Consider the following 17,950-nt stretch of genomic DNA (forward strand, 5'->3'; position numbering starts at 1 on the left):
AGACATGTCGATTGCATAATTTGTATATGCAAGCCGCATGATTTTTACATTGGGTTTGCCGAATTTGCTTCGGCAAAGTGCGCCATACGCACCAGATTGTTGCGCCGCATGGGGCGCAATACGGAACAGTGGCTCTTTAATTCTTGCTAACTTCGGCGATCGTTACCCGAAAATAGCAAAAAATCAAATCACGGGGATAAAACGACTCGGCCGGCATACTGCGACGCAGCATGCTGGAGATATGGATTTGCACCAAATCGGCGCATCAAATTTTGGCTGCGGCAATGCGATGTCAATACGTAAAGAAAATTGACATTGAAAGAATGCATATGTTTTTATGGCAAAACATTATCTTTGTGCACCAAAGAAATGGGCGCCCTATTTTGATCCCTATAAATACAGGTGTCAATACAAAGTGGGTAGGGGCCGTGATTTAAAAAGAAACGGTCTACAAGACTGTTTGAATCGAAAATAAGGGAATCACATGTTGAAGAAATCCGTATTAGTTCATGCCTTGGCCTTGGCATTTGGAGGGGTTGCGCTGACCGTTGGCGTCGTCGAGCCGGCAATGGCGCAGTCGAATGCGTCAGGCGCCGTGTTCGGCAAGATCGCGGCCGGCAGTGGAGATGCCGTCGTCCTGAAGAACACCGGCACGAACGCGACCCGTACGACCGCGGTGGATGCAGGCGGTAACTTCCGCGCTACCAGTCTGCCGATCGGTAGCTATACCGCTACCCTGATGAAAGGCGGAAACGTCGTCAGCACCACCCAGCTCGAAGTCATCGCAGGCCAGGGTGTCGAAGCTTTCTTCGCGAATGGCCCCGTGCAAACGGTGCAGGTGAGCGGACGCCGTACCCGTATCGACGTGTCGAGCTCCGTCAACGGCGCCACCTTCACCGCACGTGAACTGGACAAGCTGCCGATCGGCCACAACGTCGACGCCATCATCCAGCTGGCCCCGAACACCACTCGCAGCGACCCGAGCTATGGCGCCGGCGCCAGCTTCGGCGGTGGCGCGGCCACCGAGAATGCCTACTACATCAACGGCATGACCGTGACCAACCCGCTGACCGGCCTGGGCGCGATGGAGCTGCCGTTCGGTGCGATCGCCCAGGCATCGGTGCTGACCGGCGGCTACGGCGCCGAATTCGGCCGTTCGATCGGCGGCGTGGTGAACATCACCACCAAATCCGGTACCAACACCTGGGAAGCCGGCGCCTACGCGGCGATCACCCCGTCGTCGACCCGCGCCAAGTACCGCGACCGCTACTACGCGAACACCGGCGCCTTCCCGGCCACCGACGGCACCCTGTACGTGCGCCGTTCGCAGAACGAACTGGAGCAGAAGCAGTACTCGGCCTACGCTGGCGGCCCGCTGATCAAGGACACCCTGTTCGGCTTCGTCGCGCTGGAGCAGACCCGGAGCGACCAGCACGCGGTCGCCAGCGCCATCAGCGCGACCAACCTGGCCACCGCGGGCTGGCGTGACACGCAAACCACCAACAACCGCTACATGGGCAAGTTGGACTGGAACATCAACGACAATCACCGCCTGGAATTCACGTCCATCGGTGACCTGCCGAAATCGGATGCCTCTTCCCGTTCCTACGACTACGCGACCGGCGCGATCGGTTCGACCGTCACCGCTTCGAACCACCAGGAATTCGGCCCGGACCAGAACAATGGCGGCAAGTTCAACAGCCTGCGCTACGTCGGCAACATCACCGACAACCTGACCATCAACGCCCTGTACGGCAAGATGAAGTCGGAACACATCTATGAGCCGACCGGCTACGATCCGACCCTGCCGCAGGTGTCGGCAGCGACGGCCAACCGCTATCCTGGCTTTAACTACACCAGCGGCCAGAAGGTCACCGGCACGGTGCCGCTGAGCGGATCGAGCGACGAAGTGCAGTCGAAGCGCCTGGACCTCGAATACAAGCTGGGCGACCACACCATCCGCGGCGGCGTGGACAACAACAAGATCGTGACGCAGTCCGCCGGCGTCGGCTATGCCGGCGGCAGCCTCTGGCAATACCAGAAGACCAGCAACGTGACCACGCCGCTGGTCGTGTCGGGCGGCGTCCTGCCGGCACCGCTGAACACCTATGGCGGCATCGCTGCGCAAGGCTACTACGTCCGTAACATCGTTTACAAGACCTACTCGAACGCCTTTGCCGGCCAGGACGCGCAGTACCTGGAAGACCGCTGGCAGGTGACCAAGGACGTGCTGCTGACCGCCGGCGTGCGCCGTGAAGGCTTCTACAACGCCAACCAGGACGGCGCCAAGTACATCGAGATGAAGAACCAGTGGCTGCCGCGCCTGAACGTGGCGTGGGACGTGAACGGCGACAGCTCGTTCAAGGTCTACGGCAGCGCCGGCCGCTACACCGTGCCGATCCCGAGCTCGGTTGCCCTGCGCGGCGCCAACGGTTCGACCTACACCTTCGAGTACTTCACCTACACCGGCACCGATGCGAACGGCCTGCCGACCGGTACCCAGCGCATCCTCCAGCCGGTGTCGAACAACAACGAGTTCGGCCAGGCCAAGGATCCGAAGACCGTCGCCGCGCAGGACATGAAGCCGGCTTACCAGGACGAGATCACGCTGGGCCTGGAACGCCAGTTGACCCCGGACTACACCTTCGGCATGAAGTTCACCTACCGCAAGCTGAAGTCGACCATCGACGACTTCTGCGATTCGCGTCCGATCGACGCCTATGCCGTGGCCCACAACATCGACACCTCGAACTATGCCGGCTTCGGCTGCGCCACGTTCAATCCGGGTGAAGACAACAACTTCCTGGTCGACTATGCCGGCAACAAGAACTACACCCAGGTTCACCTGAGCAAGGCCGACCTGGGCTTCGACAAGCCGACGCGTTCGTACGCGGCACTCGACTTCACCTTCGAGCACCCGTACCGCAATGGCTGGTGGGCACGCCTGACCTATACCCTGTCGCGCAACAAGGGTAATACCGAAGGCCAGACCCTGTCGGATACCTCGACCGCCCAGGCCGACGTCGCAGCAACCCAGACCTGGGATTACCCGGAGCAGATGATCGGCGCAGATGGCCTGCTGCCGAACGACCGTACGCACCAGATCAAGGCTTTCGGTTTCTACGACCTGACGCCTGAACTGGCCATCGGCGGCAACCTGCTGCTGGCATCGGGCCGTCCGCGCTCGTGCTTCGGCACCGACCCGCTGCATCGCGGTGGCGACTACAGCAGCGCCGCGCACTACTGCTTCGGTGACGTTGCCGAAAACAATGTGCTGTCGCCGCGTGGCTCCCTCGGCCGCCTGCCTTGGGAAAAGACTGTCGACCTGAACCTGACCTACCGTCCGAAGTTCCTGCAAGGCCTGTCGCTGCGTGCGGACATCTTCAACGTGTTCAACAGCCAGACCGTCACCAAGGTTGATGAAAGCTACAACAGCGACAGCGCGCGCGTCGCTACGTACGAAATGCCGATCTATTTCTCGGCACCGCGTTCGATGAAGTTCAGCGCCGAGTACAACTACAAGTTCAAGTAATTGAAACTGTAGCCTTGGGGTCAGAGCCCGGTTTTCACGGGTGGGCTCTGACCCCGACTGATCACCGACTGATCAAGTCGCCTGATCAAGCAAAGCCCACGGTTCGCCGTGGGCTTTTTTTATACTTCAGCCCAGACAGCGTTCAAGGTCGCCAGCGCCGCCAGCCCGGCGGTCTCGGTGCGCAGCACCCGCGGCCCCATCGACAACGCCAGTGCGCCGGCAGCGATGGCGGCATCCTCTTCCTGGGCACTGAAACCGCCTTCGGGCCCGATCAGGAAGGTGACCGGGCAGGGCGGCGTGGCGCGCGCCCAGCCGGCCAGCGATTGCGTCGCCCGCGGCGACAGTAAAATCCGCGGCTGGTCCGGCGGCTGCGCGATATAGCGCCCGAAATCCTGCAGTGGCGCCAGCCGCGCCAGCCGGTTGCGGCCGCTCTGCTCGGACGCGGCCACGATCACGCCTTCCCAGTGCGCCTGGCGTTTTTCCGCGCGCTCGCCCGACAGCTTGACCACCGAGCGCGCCGCCGCCAGCGGCTGGATCGCGGCCACGCCCAGTTCGACCGCCTTCTCGACGATCCAGTCCATCTTGGTGCTGCCTTCGGGCAGGCCCTGGGCCAGGGTGACGGGGTAGGGGAGTTCGACGTCGACGTCCTCGAAGGCGACCACGTCCGCGCTGGCGCGCCGCTTGCCGATCTCGCGCAGGCGCGCGCGAACCTGGCCGCCTTCGCCGTTGAACAGCACCACCTCGTCCCCCGGCTGCTGGCGCACGACGTGCAGGTGGTGGGCGACGGCTTCCGGCAGGTCGACGATCGCGCCTTCGATGAGCGGCTGGGGGCAGTAGAAACGTGGCATGAACGGCAAGCTCTCTATATAAGAAGTCGGCATTTTAAGGCTTCGCCGGCATGCTCTGGTAAAATACCCGGTTAAGACCAGCAGTGCTCATGCATTGCAGCACCACCGCTTTCCAATCCTCAGACTTACCACATCCATGAAACCAGTTCAAACCACCACCCTGATGGCCAACGCGATCCGTGCGCTGGCGATGGACGCCGTCCAGAAAGCCAATTCCGGCCACCCGGGCATGCCRATGGGCATGGCCGAGATCGCCGTTGCGCTGTGGGACGGCCACTATCGCCACAATCCGGGCAATCCGGGGTGGATGAACCGCGACCGCTTCCTGCTCTCGAACGGCCACGGTTCGATGCTGCATTATTCGCTGCTGCACCTGTCGGGCTACGACCTGTCGATGGACGACCTGCGCAACTTCCGTCAGATGCACTCGAAGACCCCGGGCCACCCGGAAGTGCATATCACGCCGGGCGTGGAAACCACCACCGGCCCGCTGGGCCAGGGCATTGCCAACTCAGTCGGCATGGCGCTGGCCGAGTGGCTGCTGGCGAAGGAATTCAACCGTCCGGGCTTCGACGTGGTCGACCACCACACCTACGCCTTCCTGGGCGACGGCTGCCTGATGGAAGGCATCTCGCACGAAGTGGCCTCGCTGGCCGGCACCCTGCGCCTGAACAAGCTGATCTGGCTGTACGACGACAACGGCATCTCGATCGACGGCAAGGTCGAAGGCTGGTTCACCGACGACACCCCGAAGCGCTTCGAGGCCTACGGCTGGAACGTGATCCCGGACGTCGACGGCCACAGCGTCGAAGCCGTCGATGCCGCCATCGCCAAGGCCAAGACCTCGGACCGTCCGACCCTGATCTGCTGCAAGACCATCATCGGCAAGGGTTCGCCGAACCTGCAGGGCGGCGACAAGGTGCACGGCGCCGCGTTGGGCGAGAAGGAAGTGGCGGCCGTGCGCGAACACCTGATTTGGGATGCGATCCCGTTCGACATCCCGGCCCCGATCTATGAAGCATGGGACCACAAGCAGAAAGGCGCCGAGGACGAAGGCCAGTGGAACAAGCTGTTCGACGGCTACCGCGCGCAATTCCCGGAACTGGCCGCCGAATTCGAGCGCCGCATGAAGGGCGAGCTGCCGGGCAAGTTCGAGGAAACCCTGGCCGCCGCCATCGCTGCGACGCTGGAGAAGAAGGAAACCATCGCCACCCGCAAGGCCAGCCAGAACGCGATCCAGGCGCTGGCCGGCGTGCTGCCGGAATTCCTGGGCGGCTCGGCCGACCTGACCGGCTCGAACCTGACCAACTGGAAGGAATCGATCCCGGTCCGTTCGGGCACCCCGGGCAACCACATCAACTACGGCGTGCGCGAATTCGGCATGGCCGCCATGATGAACGGCATCGCCCTGCACGGCGGCTACATCCCGTTCGGCGCGACCTTCCTGACCTTCTCGGACTACAGCCGCAATGCGCTGCGCATGGCCGCGCTGATGAAGATCCGCTCGCTGTTCGTGTTCACCCACGACTCGATCGGCCTGGGCGAAGACGGCCCGACCCACCAGTCGGTCGAGCACGTGTCCTCGCTGCGCCTGATCCCGAACCTGGACAACTGGCGTCCGTGCGACACCACCGAATCGATGGTGGCCTGGGGCGAGTCCCTGAAGCGCAAGGACGGCCCGTCGACCCTGATCTTCTCGCGCCAGAACCTGCCGTTCATGGAGCGTGACGCCACCACCGTGGCCAACATCGCCAAGGGCGGCTACATCCTGCGCGACGCCGACAATCCGCGCGCCGTGCTGATCGCCACCGGTTCGGAAGTCGAACTGGCCGTGAACGCCGCCGCTACGCTGGCCGGCCAGGGCATCGCCGTGCGCGTGGTCTCGATGCCGTCGACCGACGTGTTCGAGCGCCAGGACGCCGCCTACAAGGCCGCCGTCCTCGGCAAGGGAATTCCTCGCGTGGCCGTCGAGGCCGGCGTGACCGACTTCTGGTACAAGTACGTCGGCCTGGAAGGCGCCGTGGTCGGCATCGACACCTTCGGCGAATCGGCCCCGGCCCCGGTGCTGTTCAAGTACTTCGGCTTCACCGTCGAGAACGTGGTCGGCAAGGTCAAGTCCGTGCTGGTTTGAGTTTTGATGTAGATGCCGCGCGGGCCCGGAGACGGCCTGCGCGGCAAGCGTCTCGCGCTATGCTTCGACGATAAGATTTTTTTCAATCAGGAGTAAACATGACGATCAAAGTAGCAATCAACGGCTATGGCCGCATCGGCCGCAACGTGCTGCGCGCTTTCTACGAAGGCGGCAAGAAGCAGGACATCCAGATCGTGGCGATCAACGATCTCGGCAACGCCGAGCACAACGCCCACCTGACCCGTTACGACACCACCCACGGCAAGTTCCCGGGCACCGTCGTGGTCGAGGGCGATACCATGATCGTCAACGGCGACAAGATCCGCGTGTTCGCGCAGCGTAACCCGGCCGAAATCCCGTGGGGCGAGCTGGGCGTGGACGTGGTGCTGGAGTGCACCGGCTTCTTCACCACCAAGGAAAAGGCGTCGGCCCACCTGAAGGGCGGCGCCAAGAAAGTCATCATCTCGGCCCCGGGCGGCAAGGATGTCGACGCCACCATCGTCTTCGGCGTGAACCAGGACGTGCTGAAGAGCACCGATACCGTCATCTCGAACGCTTCCTGCACCACCAACTGCCTGGCCCCGCTGGTCAAGCCGCTGCACGACGCCATCGGCCTGGAAACCGGCCTGATGACCACCGTGCACGCCTACACCAACGACCAGGTGCTGACCGACGTGATGCACGAAGACCTGCGCCGCGCCCGTTCGGCCACCCAGTCGATGATCCCGACCAAGACCGGCGCCGCCGCCGCGGTCGGCCTGGTGCTGCCGGAACTGAACGGCAAGCTGGACGGCTACGCGATCCGCGTGCCTACCATCAACGTGTCGATCGTCGACCTGTCCTTCATCGCCAAGCGCGACACGACTGTTGAAGAAATCAACAAGATCATGAAGGACGCTTCGGAAGGCGCGCTGAAAGGCATCCTGACCTACAACACCGAGCCGCTGGTGTCGGTCGACTTCAACCACAACCCGGCCTCGTCGAACTTCGACGCCACCCTGACCAAGGTCTCGGGCCGTCTGGTGAAGGTCTCCTCGTGGTACGACAACGAGTGGGGCTTCAGCAACCGCATGCTGGATACCACCGTCGCGCTGATGAACGCGAAATAATCGGTTAGATTTAACCGGCAGTAAAAACGCCCCTGGACTGGGAAACCGGACCAGGGGCGTTGTTTTATGCTAGTTGTAAATACTATATTAGCAAAAAGATGTTTCGAAAATACAACGAAGGTCATTTTCTTGTAATAATTTGATACAAATCAGTACAAAAAAATATTTTCCTCAGCGACACTCTTGATGTGCATACAGGTGATGCATATAACAACTAGATGCCGAGGGATTAACTTGAACAAGCAACTCATGCTGAAACGTAGCGTCATCGCCGTGGCGATGACGCTCGGGGGAACGTCGATCACGTTCGCCCAAACCGTAAGTGGCAGTGGCAGTGCAGTTACCGAGACCACGACTGGCAGCCACATCCAGAAAGTCGTCGTGACGGGTTCCAACCTGAAGCGCACCGACACGGAAGGCTCCTCGCCGATCGCCGTCATGACGGCACAGGACATCAAGAACACCGGTGCCGCGTCCGTATCCGAACTGATGAAGTTCGTGCCGTCGATGGGTACCGACGGCGCTCAGGACTTCCAGAGCGGCTCCGGCTTCGCCAAGGGCGTGGCCACCGCCTCGCTGCGCGGCCTGGGCTCGTCCTCGACCCTGGTGCTGCTGAATGGCCGCCGTGTCACCCCGGCCCCGTATGCCGACCCGAACGACGGCAACTCGGTCCTGTACGACCTGAACTCGATTCCGATCTCGGCCATCGAGCGCGTCGAAGTGCTGCAGGACGGCGCATCGGCCGTGTACGGCTCCGACGCCATCGCCGGCGTCATCAACTTCATCCTGAAGCAGAACTACGAAGGCGTGGAAGTCGCCGGACGCTACAGCGCGAACGACGACAACCTGTTCCGCCGCAAAGGCTTCAACGGCATCTTCGGCAAGGGCAACCTGGACACCGACGGCTACAACTTCATGATCACCGCCGACGTGAACCAGCGTGATCGCACCACCCGCCGCGATGCCAAGGATGTCGAATACGACCAGCTCAAGCTGCTGAACGGCCGCTTCCTGTCGCCGTATGCCAGCTCGGTGTCGCAGTACCCGACCATGTACAAGGAAACCCGTCCGGGTTCCAAGAACTTCGGCGTGACCCAGGCCACCGGTCCGACCAACATGCTGTTCGACCTGGGCTGCCCGGCCAGCCAACAGATCACCGGCAGCGTTGCCGGCAATGGCCTGCTGCCGACCAGCACCCTGGTGGGCCGCACCTTCTGTAACTTCGACAACACGCCTTACCTGGAAGCCCAGGGCTATGGCCGCGATGCCAACATCATCTCCCACGGTGAGCTGAAGCTGGGCAAGGACGTCACCGGTTTCGCGGACATCGCCTATTCGCGCGCCCGCCGCGACTACACCGGCGAGCCGATCACCATCGGCACCGGCGTCGTGACCAACTGGACCGCCAACGGTCCGGGTGCTTCCTACCAGACCATCCTGCCGATCGGCCACCCGAACAACCCGTTCCCGGATGCGCGCGCTTCGCTCGGCTACCGCTTCGTCAACCTGCGCGGCGGTTCGCAGGCTATCAACGAGGGCAAGCGCCTGCTGGCCGGCGTCAAGGGCACGCACTTCGGCTGGGACTGGGAATCCGCGCTGCTGTGGAACCGTGCCGAGAACGAAAGCACCAACTACGGCCGTCTCTACCTGCCGACCCTGAGCAAGCTGAACGCCGGCGCTTCGATCGCTTCGGTGGCGGCCGACCCGACCATCGGTCATGACGTGGTCACCCACAACATGTCGCAGATCACGCAGTGGGACGGCAAGGCCACCACCGAGTTCGGCCAGCTGGCTGGCGGCGCAATCGGCTTCGCGGCCGGCTTCGAACTGCGCAAGGAAAAGATCAACCTGACCCCGGATCCGCTGGTGGCAAGCGGCCAGATCTACGGCCTGGCCAATACCATCCTGAACAGCGAGCGCAACGTCAAGTCGGCCTTCGTCGAGGCGCGCCTGCCGGTCCTGAAGAACCTCGAGTTCGATTTTGCCGGCCGCGCCGACAAATATCCGAACCTGAAGACCAACTATGTGCCGAAGATCAGCGGCAAGTGGACCGTCACCGACACCTTCGCGATCCGCGGCACCTACGCGGAAGGCTTCCGCGCACCGTCGCTGAGCCAGGTCGTGCCGGGCGGCGCCCAGTTCTTCCTGAACGGCACCTGGGATCCGAAGCGTTGCAACGAAGACGAGGTCACCCCGAAGCCCAACGGCACCACCGCCGACTGCTCGAAGAGCGTGGGCGGCTCCGGCGGCTTCAACCCGGACCTGAAGCCGGAAACCTCGAAGAGCTACAACCTGGGCTTCGTCTGGTCGCCGAGCACCAAGTTCGACGTGTCGGTGGACTTCTACCGCATCAAGCGCGAGAACGAGATCGTGCTGGGCAGCTCGTATGACGCACTGAAGAACGAAGACCGCGTGCCGGCCAACGTGGTGCGCGACACCAACCCGGTCAACTTCATCACCGACGCCAACGGCAAGCCGATCCCGGGCACCGGTCCGCTGATCATGCTGTTCCTGCCGTGGCAGAACCAGGGCATGACCGAACTGCGCGGCGCCGACATCGAAGCTCACCTGCGCCAGAACCTTGGCCAGTGGGGCTCGCTGTCGACCACCCTGCGTTCGACCTATGTAGACACCCTCTACATCCAGACCTTCGCCGGCGATCCGATCCACAACCTGGCCGGTTCGTTCCCGAGCGTCCGCGACTGGGCACTGTCGACCGGCAGCGCGACCCCGCGCTGGAAGAGCAACGTCTCGACCACCTGGCGCTATGGCGACCACGCGGTCAACCTGTCGGCCAACTACGTGGGCAAGGTTTCCCGCCTGCGTATCTGGGAAGGCGACACCACCTACGCGCAGCCGTTCTGCCAGTACAGCACCAAGGGCAGCAACACCATCCCGCTGTACACGACTTACTACCCGCGCTGCGAAGTCAAGGAATGGCTGACCTTCGGCCTGGGTTACACGTACACCGGCCTGAAGAACTGGACCATGAGCCTGAACATCCAGAACATCTTCGACGAGAAGGCTCCGTACGATCCGGGTTACACGGCTTCCGGCTACAACGAAACCCTGCACAACCCGTACGGCCGTTACTTCAGCCTGAGCGCACGCTACATCTTCAAGTGATTCCTGCTTGAGCCACCCGTCCGGCTTGCCGGACGGGCAGCAAAAAGCCCGCGGATGTTTGCCCGCGGGCTTTTTTCGTTTTGCGCGGGTGTTCCGCCGAAATTACCGCTTGGGCCAGGGCGTCAGGATCTCGAAGCCATTCTTCGTCACCGCGATCATATGCTCCCACTGCGCCGACAGCGATTTGTCCGCCGTCACCACGGTCCAGCCGTCGTCGAGCTGCTCGACGTCGGCGTCGCCCGCGTTCAGCATCGGCTCGACGGTGAAGGTCATGCCTTCCTTCAGCAGCAGGCCGGTGTTCGGGCGGCCGTAATGCAGCACCTGCGGGTCTTCATGGTAGACGCGGCCGATGCCGTGGCCGCAGTATTCGCGCACCACCGAATAGCCGGCCTTTTCGGCCAGGGTCTGGATCGCGTGGCCGACGTCGCCCAGGCGCGCGCCCGGCTTCACCACGCGGATGCCGGCCATCATGGCCTCGAAGGTGACGTCGACCAGGCGCTTGGCCTCGGGGGAGGGCGTGCCGGCGAAGTACATGCGGCTGGTGTCGCCGTGCCAGCCGTCCTTGATCACGGTGACGTCGATGTTGATGATGTCGCCGTCCTTCAGCACGTCCTTCTCGCTCGGGATGCCGTGGCAGACCACGCCGTTCACCGAAGTGCACAGGGTTTTCGGGAAGCCGTGGTAGCCGACGTTGGCCGGGGTCGCCTTCTGCACCTTGCGGATGTATTCGTTGCAGCGCCGGTCGAGCTCCTCGGTGGAGACGCCGGGCACCACGTGTTCGGAGATCATGTCGAGCACCTCGGCGGCCAGGCGGCCGGCGACGCGCATCTTGGCGATGTCCTTGTCGTTCTTGAGTTTGATGACCATGTATATAGAGTGTGATGGCCGGCCCTGCGCCGGCATCCCTCTATGATAACCGCGAATAAAAAAACGCCGGGCGAACCCGGCGTTCCTGGATCATCCCCGCAGGGAAGCGATCAGAGCTTCACGCGGATACCTGCGTAGTAACGGCGGCCGATCGGATCGTAGGTGCTGGCATCCGTTTCGGTACCGGTGCTGTCGCCCGGCAGGCCACTGATGATCGGTGGCGCCTTCTGGTTGAACGCATTGTTCATGCCGAAGTACAGCTCGGTCGACTTCATCAGGGCCCACGATGCCTGCAGGTCGGTGTAGGTACGCGAGCCGACCTTGATCGAGTTCGCCGGCAGCTTGAAGCCAGCCAGGAACTGGTCATCCAGCGAAGAGCGGCCGAGGTAGGTCATGGTCGCGCTCACGCTGAGCTGGTTCCACTTGTAGCCGATGTCGAACAGTGCCTTGTTCTTCGGCGCGCCCAGTTCGCCGGCGAACTGATTGCGGTCGGAATTCGGTTGCGGCGTGGTGTAGCCCTGCTTCACATAGGTGTACGCCAGCTTGGTCGACAGACGGCCAGGGCCGACGCGGTCATTCCAGGAAGCCGTCAGGTCGATACCCTCGGTGCCGAGCGTGCCGCTGTTCGACACGGCGGTGTCGATATATTGCAGCGAGCCGGCGCTGTTGTTGCCGGTGGCTGCCGGGCGGCGGGTAATGAATTGGCAGAACGATGGGTTCGAACCACTGTAGCAGCTCGTCAGGATGAACGCACGATCGGTGCTCACGATCGCATCGGCGATCTTGATGTTGAAGTAGTCAGCCGTGAAGGTGAAACGCTTCAGCGCGTCGATCGAACGCGGGGTCCAGACCACGCCGACGGTGGTCGACCGGCCTTTTTCCGCCTTCAGGTTCGGGTTACCCCGGTTGAAGCCGCTGATGCCCTGCAGGTCGGCCTGGTTCTGCGTGAAACTGCCGTTGGCGGCGATGTTCGCCGAGACGCCCGGTGCGGCGCGGCACAGTGCGTCATACGGTGTTGCGTTCGAGGTCGCGGTCACGCCGAGGCAGGGGTCGACGATGCCGGACGGGAAGTCCTGGCTCGGGGCCTGGTACAGCTCGTTGATGTTCGGCGCGCGGGTCGACAGCGAACGGGTGCCGCGGAACTTGACGTCGTCGACCAGCGACCATTCGAAGCCGGCGTTCCAGCTGTTGGTGCTGCCCACCGACGAGTAGTCGCCGTGGCGGAAGGCGCCCAGGAAGTTCAGTTCCTTGACGAAAGGCAGGCCCTTCAGCACCGGCACGCGGGTTTCGACGAAGACTTCCTTGACGCTGAAGTCGCCCGAGGTCGGCGGGGTCGCGTTACCGGCGTTCAGGCCGGCCTGGGTCAGGGCATCCGGAACGGCTTCCGAATGTTCCTTGCGCCATTCGAAACCGGCGGCGATGCCCAGCGGGCCGGCCGGCAGGTCCCAGATTTCGCTGTTGATCTGGCCGCCCACCAGCTTCTGGGTGGTGCGGGTCACCAGCGAGCCCGGTGCGGTCACGTAGGCCAGCGCGGCCGGCGTGATGCTGTTGAAGCCGAACACATTGATCGGCACGCAACCCTGGGCGCGCGCATCGGCGCTGGCGCAGACCGGCGGACCGCCGTTCTCGCCCGGAATCGCCTGCAGTGCGTTGGCGAAGTTCAGGACATTGACCTGGCCGGTCGACTGCTGGGCTTCCTTGGTCTGACCGTAGGCGCCGTACACTTCGTAGTTCCAGGTCTTCCAGGCATCGAAGTCTCCCTTGAGGCCGGTGACGAAGCGGAAGGTGTCGCGGTCCGCGGTGCTGCTGCGGGTGCCGACTTCCGACAGGCGGCGGGTGAAGTAGTAGTCCGGGATACCGTCGCCGTCGGTGTCGCTGATGCGGTCGTACAGGTACTGCGGCACCAGCGGATTCTTCACCAGCTTGCCGTTGACCATCGAGGCGGCCGGGACCTGGCCGGTGGTCGGGAAGATATTTTCCGCGCCCAGTGCAAACGGCTCGATGGTCGAGGACACGCGGCTGGAGGCATAGGTGCCTTCCATGAAGGCGCGGGTACGCTCCGTGATCTTCAGCTCGCCGTTGGTGGCGAACAGGTAGCGGTCGACCGGCACGGCGATCGAGCGGTAGAAGGAGCGGTTGAAACCGGTCGCGCCGACGCCGTTGGTGCCGTTCTGGTTCCACGGAATGACGTTGCCCTGCGCATCGTAAGTATAGCTGCCGGTATCATGGAAGAAGCGGCCTTGCGGTGCATAGCTCGAGTAGAACGGGCGGATCGGCGTGAAAGCGTCGGCCGGATTGCGGGTGCTGATCATTTTCGAGTTCTGGTCGATCGCCGAGGCTTCGCGGTCGCGCGACCAGACCTGGCCCTGGCGCGTGAAGCCCAGGTGGCCCATCAGGAAGCCGTCGTCGTTGCTGGTGCCGAAGGTCAGCGAGAACTTGCGCTTCAGGTCGTCGTGGTGGGAGCTCTGGCCGGCCTGGGCGTCCAGCAGCAGGCCGTTGAAGTTGCGCTTGGTGATGATGTTGACCACGCCGGCCACGGCGTCGGAGCCGTAGGCTGCGGAGGCGCCGCCGGTCAGGAGTTCGACGCGCTCGATGAAGTCGGTCGGGATGGAGTTCAGGTCGACTGCGGATTCGCCCGGGATGCCGGAAACGAAGCGGCGGCCGTTGACCAGCACCAGGGTACGCGAGATGCCCAGGTTACGCAGGTCGACGGTGGACACGCCCACGCTGGCGGTCTGGAAAGCCGAGTTGGTGCGGCTGATCGCCGGCGAGCCCATGGTCGGGTTTTCCAGCAGCACCTGCTGCAGGTTGGTGGCGCCGGACGCGGCGATGTCGGCGGCGGACAGCACCTGCAGCGGCGACGGCGAATCGGCGTTCGGCGAGGCGATGCGCGAACCGGTCACTTCCACACGCTGGATCGCGGCGGGTGCCTGCGTCGGCGTCTGGGTTGCCGCTGCAGCTTGCTGCTGTGCGGCACCGCTCTGGTTCTGTCCCTGCTGCGTCTGCATCTCCTGCGCATACGTAGCGTTCACACTGAGAGCAACGCCACCCAGACAGATCAGGCGGATCGACCGGGATAAGACTTTTTCCATCATCATTGCAAAACTCCTAGGGTTAGGGCACGGTGGACTGATCAAGCAAACCGTGAAGAATGCCGTCGTTGTCGCGGCTTATTTGAAACGATGTGCAGAGTACATACATTCCAAAACAGCAATAAAATCATCTTGTGGAACCGGATGTCAATCGTTTCCGGAGAATAAATAATTTTGTTGCATATTTGCGTAAATACCAACGTTCTTTTGAAACATTTCACGTTACGCAAGCAGCCGAATTCTCACAAAGAATTGCGCGTGAGAATTGTTTCCGAACAGCTGGAAACCAGCCTGTGCAGTGTGTCATCGGGTTTATGCTTTGCAAAGCTGGCACAATAGAAATGCAGCGTGAGAGCGCTATTTCTTAGCGCTTTGTCACTTTTGCGCAACGTTCAACCTTAACTGTTTGTCTTGGGGAAATATCAAGATTGACGTCTATTGTTTATGCTGCGTGCATAAACGAGTCGGAATTTCGCGGGATCTCAGCCGAAACAGGCGCGCCACAGGCGTAAAACCACATCGGCGTGGGCTGCCACGAGGGCGGGGTCGACACGGGCCTGTTCCTGGCCCTGCAGGCGCACCTGGTGCTGGAGCCGGCGCATGACGCGGTAGGCGTCGGCCGCGCCCTGTGCCAGGGAGGGATCGATGAGGCCGAGTTCGCCGCACATGTGGAGCAGGGCGATATTGCCCTTGTTGGCCGTGAGCTGGGGATGGGCGTGGGAATGGCGCAGGACCAGGTACTGGACGATGAATTCGATGTCGATCATGCCGCCATCGTCCTGCTTCAGGTCGAAACGGTCGCTGTGGCTGGGGTGGGCGTCGTGCATGCGCTTGCGCATCCTGACCACCTCGTCGCGCAGCTCGGCCTCGCGCGTGCCGCGGTCCTGGCGCAGCACTTCCTCGCGGATGGCTTCGAAACGGGCGCCGATGTCGGCGTCGCCGGCGCAGAACCTGGCCCGGGTGAGGGCCTGGTGCTCCCAGATCCAGGCCGAGCTTCGCTGGTAGCGCTCGAAGGCGGAAACGGTCGAGACCAGCATGCCGCTGGCGCCGTCCGGGCGCAGCGCGGTGTCGATATCGAACAGGATGCCGGCCGGGGTGTGCGTCGTCATCCAGGTGATGAAGCGCTGGGCCAGCTTGGCGTAGTTGCCCGGCGCGTCCTGGTCGTCGTCGTCGAACAGGAAGATCACGTCGAGATCGGACACATAGCCGAGCTCCTTGCCGCCCAGCTTGCCGTAGGCGATCACGGCGAAGCGCGGCACCTCGCGGTGGCGGCGGGGCAGGGTAAGCCAGGCGCGCTTGACGACTTCAAGCACGATCAGGTCGGCCAGCGCCGACAAGTGGTCGGCCAGGCGCTCGACCGAGAGCTCGCCGGCCAGGTCCAGCGCCAGCAGGCGGAACAGCTGGGCATGGTGGGCTTCGCGCAGGATGTCGAGCTGGCGCTCGGTGTCGCCCGCGGCGGCGTCGAGCTGGCCGGCCAGGCTGGCGGCGAGGGCGGTGAGTTCCCCGGTCCAGTCGGTGGTCGTGCCGCGGTCGTCCAGCAGCTCGTCGAGCAGGATCGGGTGCTGGGTCAGGAAGGTCGCGGCCCAGCCGCTGGCGTTGATCATGCGGATCACGCGGTCCAGCGTGTGCGGATACTCGATCAGCAACGACAGGTAGGCCGCGCGGCGCGCGATCGCCTCGAAGAAGTCGAGCAGGCGGCCGAGGGTGGCGGCATGGCTGCCCAGGCCGGCTTCGCGCACCACGGCGGCGATCTGCGGCAGGGCCGTGTTGACCAGCGCCGCCAGCTTGTTGCGGCTGGCTTCCGGCAGGGTCTGCAGGCGCGGCGCGTGCCAGGTCGCGACCAGGCGGGCGGCCGCTTCTTCCGGCCGGTCGAAGCCGAGGGCGGCCAGCTGCTGGGCGATCGCCTCGCTGTTTTCCGGGTCGCTCATGGCGGGGCCGAAGGAGGCCGCCGGGTCGGCCGGCTCGGCGCCCGCGGCCTTGTCGGCGAAGATGGCGTCGAACTGGGCCGCCACATAGGCGCGCTGCTCGTTCAGGCGCGCCAGCAGGGTGGCTTCGTCCGGCAGGCCCATCATGCGCGCCACCGTCAGCCGGTCGTCGGGCGAGACCGGCAGGGTATGGGTCTGGGCGTCTTCCAGGTATTGCAGGCGGTGTTCGAGGTTGCGCAGGAAGGTATAGGCCTCCAGCAGGCACTCGACCGTCTCCGGCGGCAGCAACTCGCGCTCGGCCAGCAGGCGCAGGGTCTTGCGGGTCGAACGTTCGCGCAGCGCCGGGTCGCGCCCGCCGCGGATCAGCTGGAACACCTGGGCCAGGAATTCGATCTCGCGGATGCCGCCGCGGCCCAGCTTGACGTTGTCGCTGCGTTCAGGGTGCAGGCGCTCCTGGCGGTTGACCTCGGCGCGGATCTGGGCGTGCATGGTGCGGATCGCATCGATCACGCCGAAGTCGAGATAGCGCCGGAACACGAAGGGGCGGACGATGGCGGTAAGCAGCTCGATATCCAGCGGGTCGCCGCTGACGGCGCGCGCCTTGACCCAGGCGTAGCGCTCCCACTCGCGGCCCTGGACGATCAGGTAGTCCTCGACCATGTTCAGGCTGGCCGCCAGCGGGCCCGACTTGCCGTTCGGGCGCAGCGCCATGTCGACCCGGAAGGTGAAACCGTCTTCCGTGATTTCCGACAGCGCGGCGATCAGCTTCTTGCCGAGGCGGATGAAGAACTCGTGGTTCGACAGCGAGCGCTGGCCCGGCCCGGCCTGGGTGTCGCCGTCTTCCGGGTAGACGAAGATCAGGTCGATGTCGGACGAGACGTTGAGCTCGCCGCCGCCGTGCTTGCCCATCGCCAGCACCATCATCTGCTGGGGACGCCCGGATTCGGCCCCGACCGGGATGCCGTGGATGGCGGTCATCTCATCCATCAGCTCGGCCAGGTGGGATTGCACGGCGAAGTCGGCGAAGCGGCTCATGGCGGTGACGACTTCGTCGAGGTCGGCCCTGCCGTCGAGGTCGCGCTCGATAATGGCGCAGATCAAAAGATTGCGCAGGCGGCGCATCGCCCGGCCCAGCGGCAGCCTCGCGCCATTCGGGCCGGCGCTGGCTTCACGCTCCAGTGCTGCGCCGAAATCGAGGGAGGACAGCGATAATTCGGCCAGGGCCGCAAGCCGTTCGGCCCGTGTGGCATCGGCGCCGAGCCAGCGTTGAAAGAAGCGTGATGCGCTTGCGGGGGAATTCATAGGGCGGATCCAGGCGAG

Annotated in this window: 9 protein-coding genes; 5 read left to right on the plus strand and 4 right to left on the minus strand. The window is 63.5% G+C overall.

Features of this window, described 5'->3' with window-relative positions:
• The first annotated feature begins 37 nt into the window (after positions 1 to 37).
• Positions 38 to 313, plus strand: coding sequence for a hypothetical protein (locus AB4Z32_RS15220; protein ID WP_442122693.1), 276 nt, complete (start codon positions 38 to 40; stop codon positions 311 to 313).
• A gap of 255 nt (positions 314 to 568) precedes the next feature.
• Entirely contained in the window at positions 569 to 3,532 is a 2,964-nt protein-coding gene (locus tag AB4Z32_RS15225; RefSeq protein WP_442122694.1) for a TonB-dependent receptor, read from the plus strand.
• Between the two features lie 119 nt (positions 3,533 to 3,651).
• Here AB4Z32_RS15225 and AB4Z32_RS15230 read toward each other — a convergent pair whose 3' ends face one another.
• The gene (locus tag AB4Z32_RS15230; RefSeq protein ID WP_442122695.1) at positions 3,652 to 4,380 is read right to left on the minus strand and encodes a 16S rRNA (uracil(1498)-N(3))-methyltransferase; all 729 of its coding nucleotides are present in this window, start codon (positions 4,378 to 4,380) and stop codon (positions 3,652 to 3,654) included.
• A gap of 136 nt (positions 4,381 to 4,516) precedes the next feature.
• Between AB4Z32_RS15230 and tkt the strand changes: the two genes are divergently transcribed.
• From tkt to AB4Z32_RS15245, 3 genes are all read left to right on the plus strand, one after another.
• A complete protein-coding gene (tkt, locus tag AB4Z32_RS15235) occupies positions 4,517 to 6,511 on the plus strand; it encodes a transketolase (RefSeq protein WP_442122696.1) in 1,995 nt (664 codons plus the stop codon).
• Between the two features lie 98 nt (positions 6,512 to 6,609).
• Positions 6,610 to 7,620: a type I glyceraldehyde-3-phosphate dehydrogenase gene (gene gap / locus AB4Z32_RS15240; protein ID WP_442122697.1), complete on the plus strand. Its 1,011-nt coding sequence runs from the start codon at positions 6,610 to 6,612 to the stop codon at positions 7,618 to 7,620.
• Between the two features lie 249 nt (positions 7,621 to 7,869).
• The gene (locus AB4Z32_RS15245) at positions 7,870 to 10,746 is read left to right on the plus strand and encodes a TonB-dependent receptor plug domain-containing protein (protein WP_442122698.1); all 2,877 of its coding nucleotides are present in this window, start codon (positions 7,870 to 7,872) and stop codon (positions 10,744 to 10,746) included.
• A gap of 102 nt (positions 10,747 to 10,848) precedes the next feature.
• On the opposite strand, the gene map is transcribed toward AB4Z32_RS15245, so the two are convergent.
• The 3 genes from map to glnE form a co-directional block, all read right to left on the minus strand.
• Entirely contained in the window at positions 10,849 to 11,613 is a 765-nt protein-coding gene (map, locus tag AB4Z32_RS15250) for a type I methionyl aminopeptidase (RefSeq protein WP_442122699.1), read from the minus strand.
• Between the two features lie 110 nt (positions 11,614 to 11,723).
• Entirely contained in the window at positions 11,724 to 14,621 is a 2,898-nt protein-coding gene (locus AB4Z32_RS15255) for a TonB-dependent receptor plug domain-containing protein (protein WP_442122700.1), read from the minus strand.
• Positions 14,622 to 15,187: 566 nt separating this feature from the next.
• Complete coding sequence (gene glnE, locus AB4Z32_RS15260; protein ID WP_442122701.1) at positions 15,188 to 17,932, minus strand: bifunctional [glutamate--ammonia ligase]-adenylyl-L-tyrosine phosphorylase/[glutamate--ammonia-ligase] adenylyltransferase; 2,745 nt, start codon at positions 17,930 to 17,932, stop codon at positions 15,188 to 15,190.
• Between the last annotated feature and the right edge of the window lie 18 nt (positions 17,933 to 17,950).

The organism is Massilia sp. 2TAF26, from assembly GCF_052115005.1.
Classification (GTDB): domain Bacteria; phylum Pseudomonadota; class Gammaproteobacteria; order Burkholderiales; family Burkholderiaceae_D; genus Telluria.

Coding starts and splice junctions, on each gene's coding strand:
- AB4Z32_RS15220 (WP_442122693.1), top strand. CDS start 38: ATGATTTTTACATTGGGTTTGCCGAATTTGCTTCGGCAAAGTGCGCCA.
- AB4Z32_RS15225 (WP_442122694.1), top strand. CDS start 569: ATGGCGCAGTCGAATGCGTCAGGCGCCGTGTTCGGCAAGATCGCGGCC.
- AB4Z32_RS15230 (WP_442122695.1), bottom strand. CDS start 4,380: ATGCCACGTTTCTACTGCCCCCAGCCGCTCATCGAAGGCGCGATCGTC.
- gap (WP_442122697.1), top strand. CDS start 6,610: ATGACGATCAAAGTAGCAATCAACGGCTATGGCCGCATCGGCCGCAAC.
- AB4Z32_RS15245 (WP_442122698.1), top strand. CDS start 7,870: ATGCTGAAACGTAGCGTCATCGCCGTGGCGATGACGCTCGGGGGAACG.
- map (WP_442122699.1), bottom strand. CDS start 11,613: ATGGTCATCAAACTCAAGAACGACAAGGACATCGCCAAGATGCGCGTC.
- AB4Z32_RS15255 (WP_442122700.1), bottom strand. CDS start 14,621: ATGCAGACGCAGCAGGGACAGAACCAGAGCGGTGCCGCACAGCAGCAA.
- glnE (WP_442122701.1), bottom strand. CDS start 17,932: ATGAATTCCCCCGCAAGCGCATCACGCTTCTTTCAACGCTGGCTCGGC.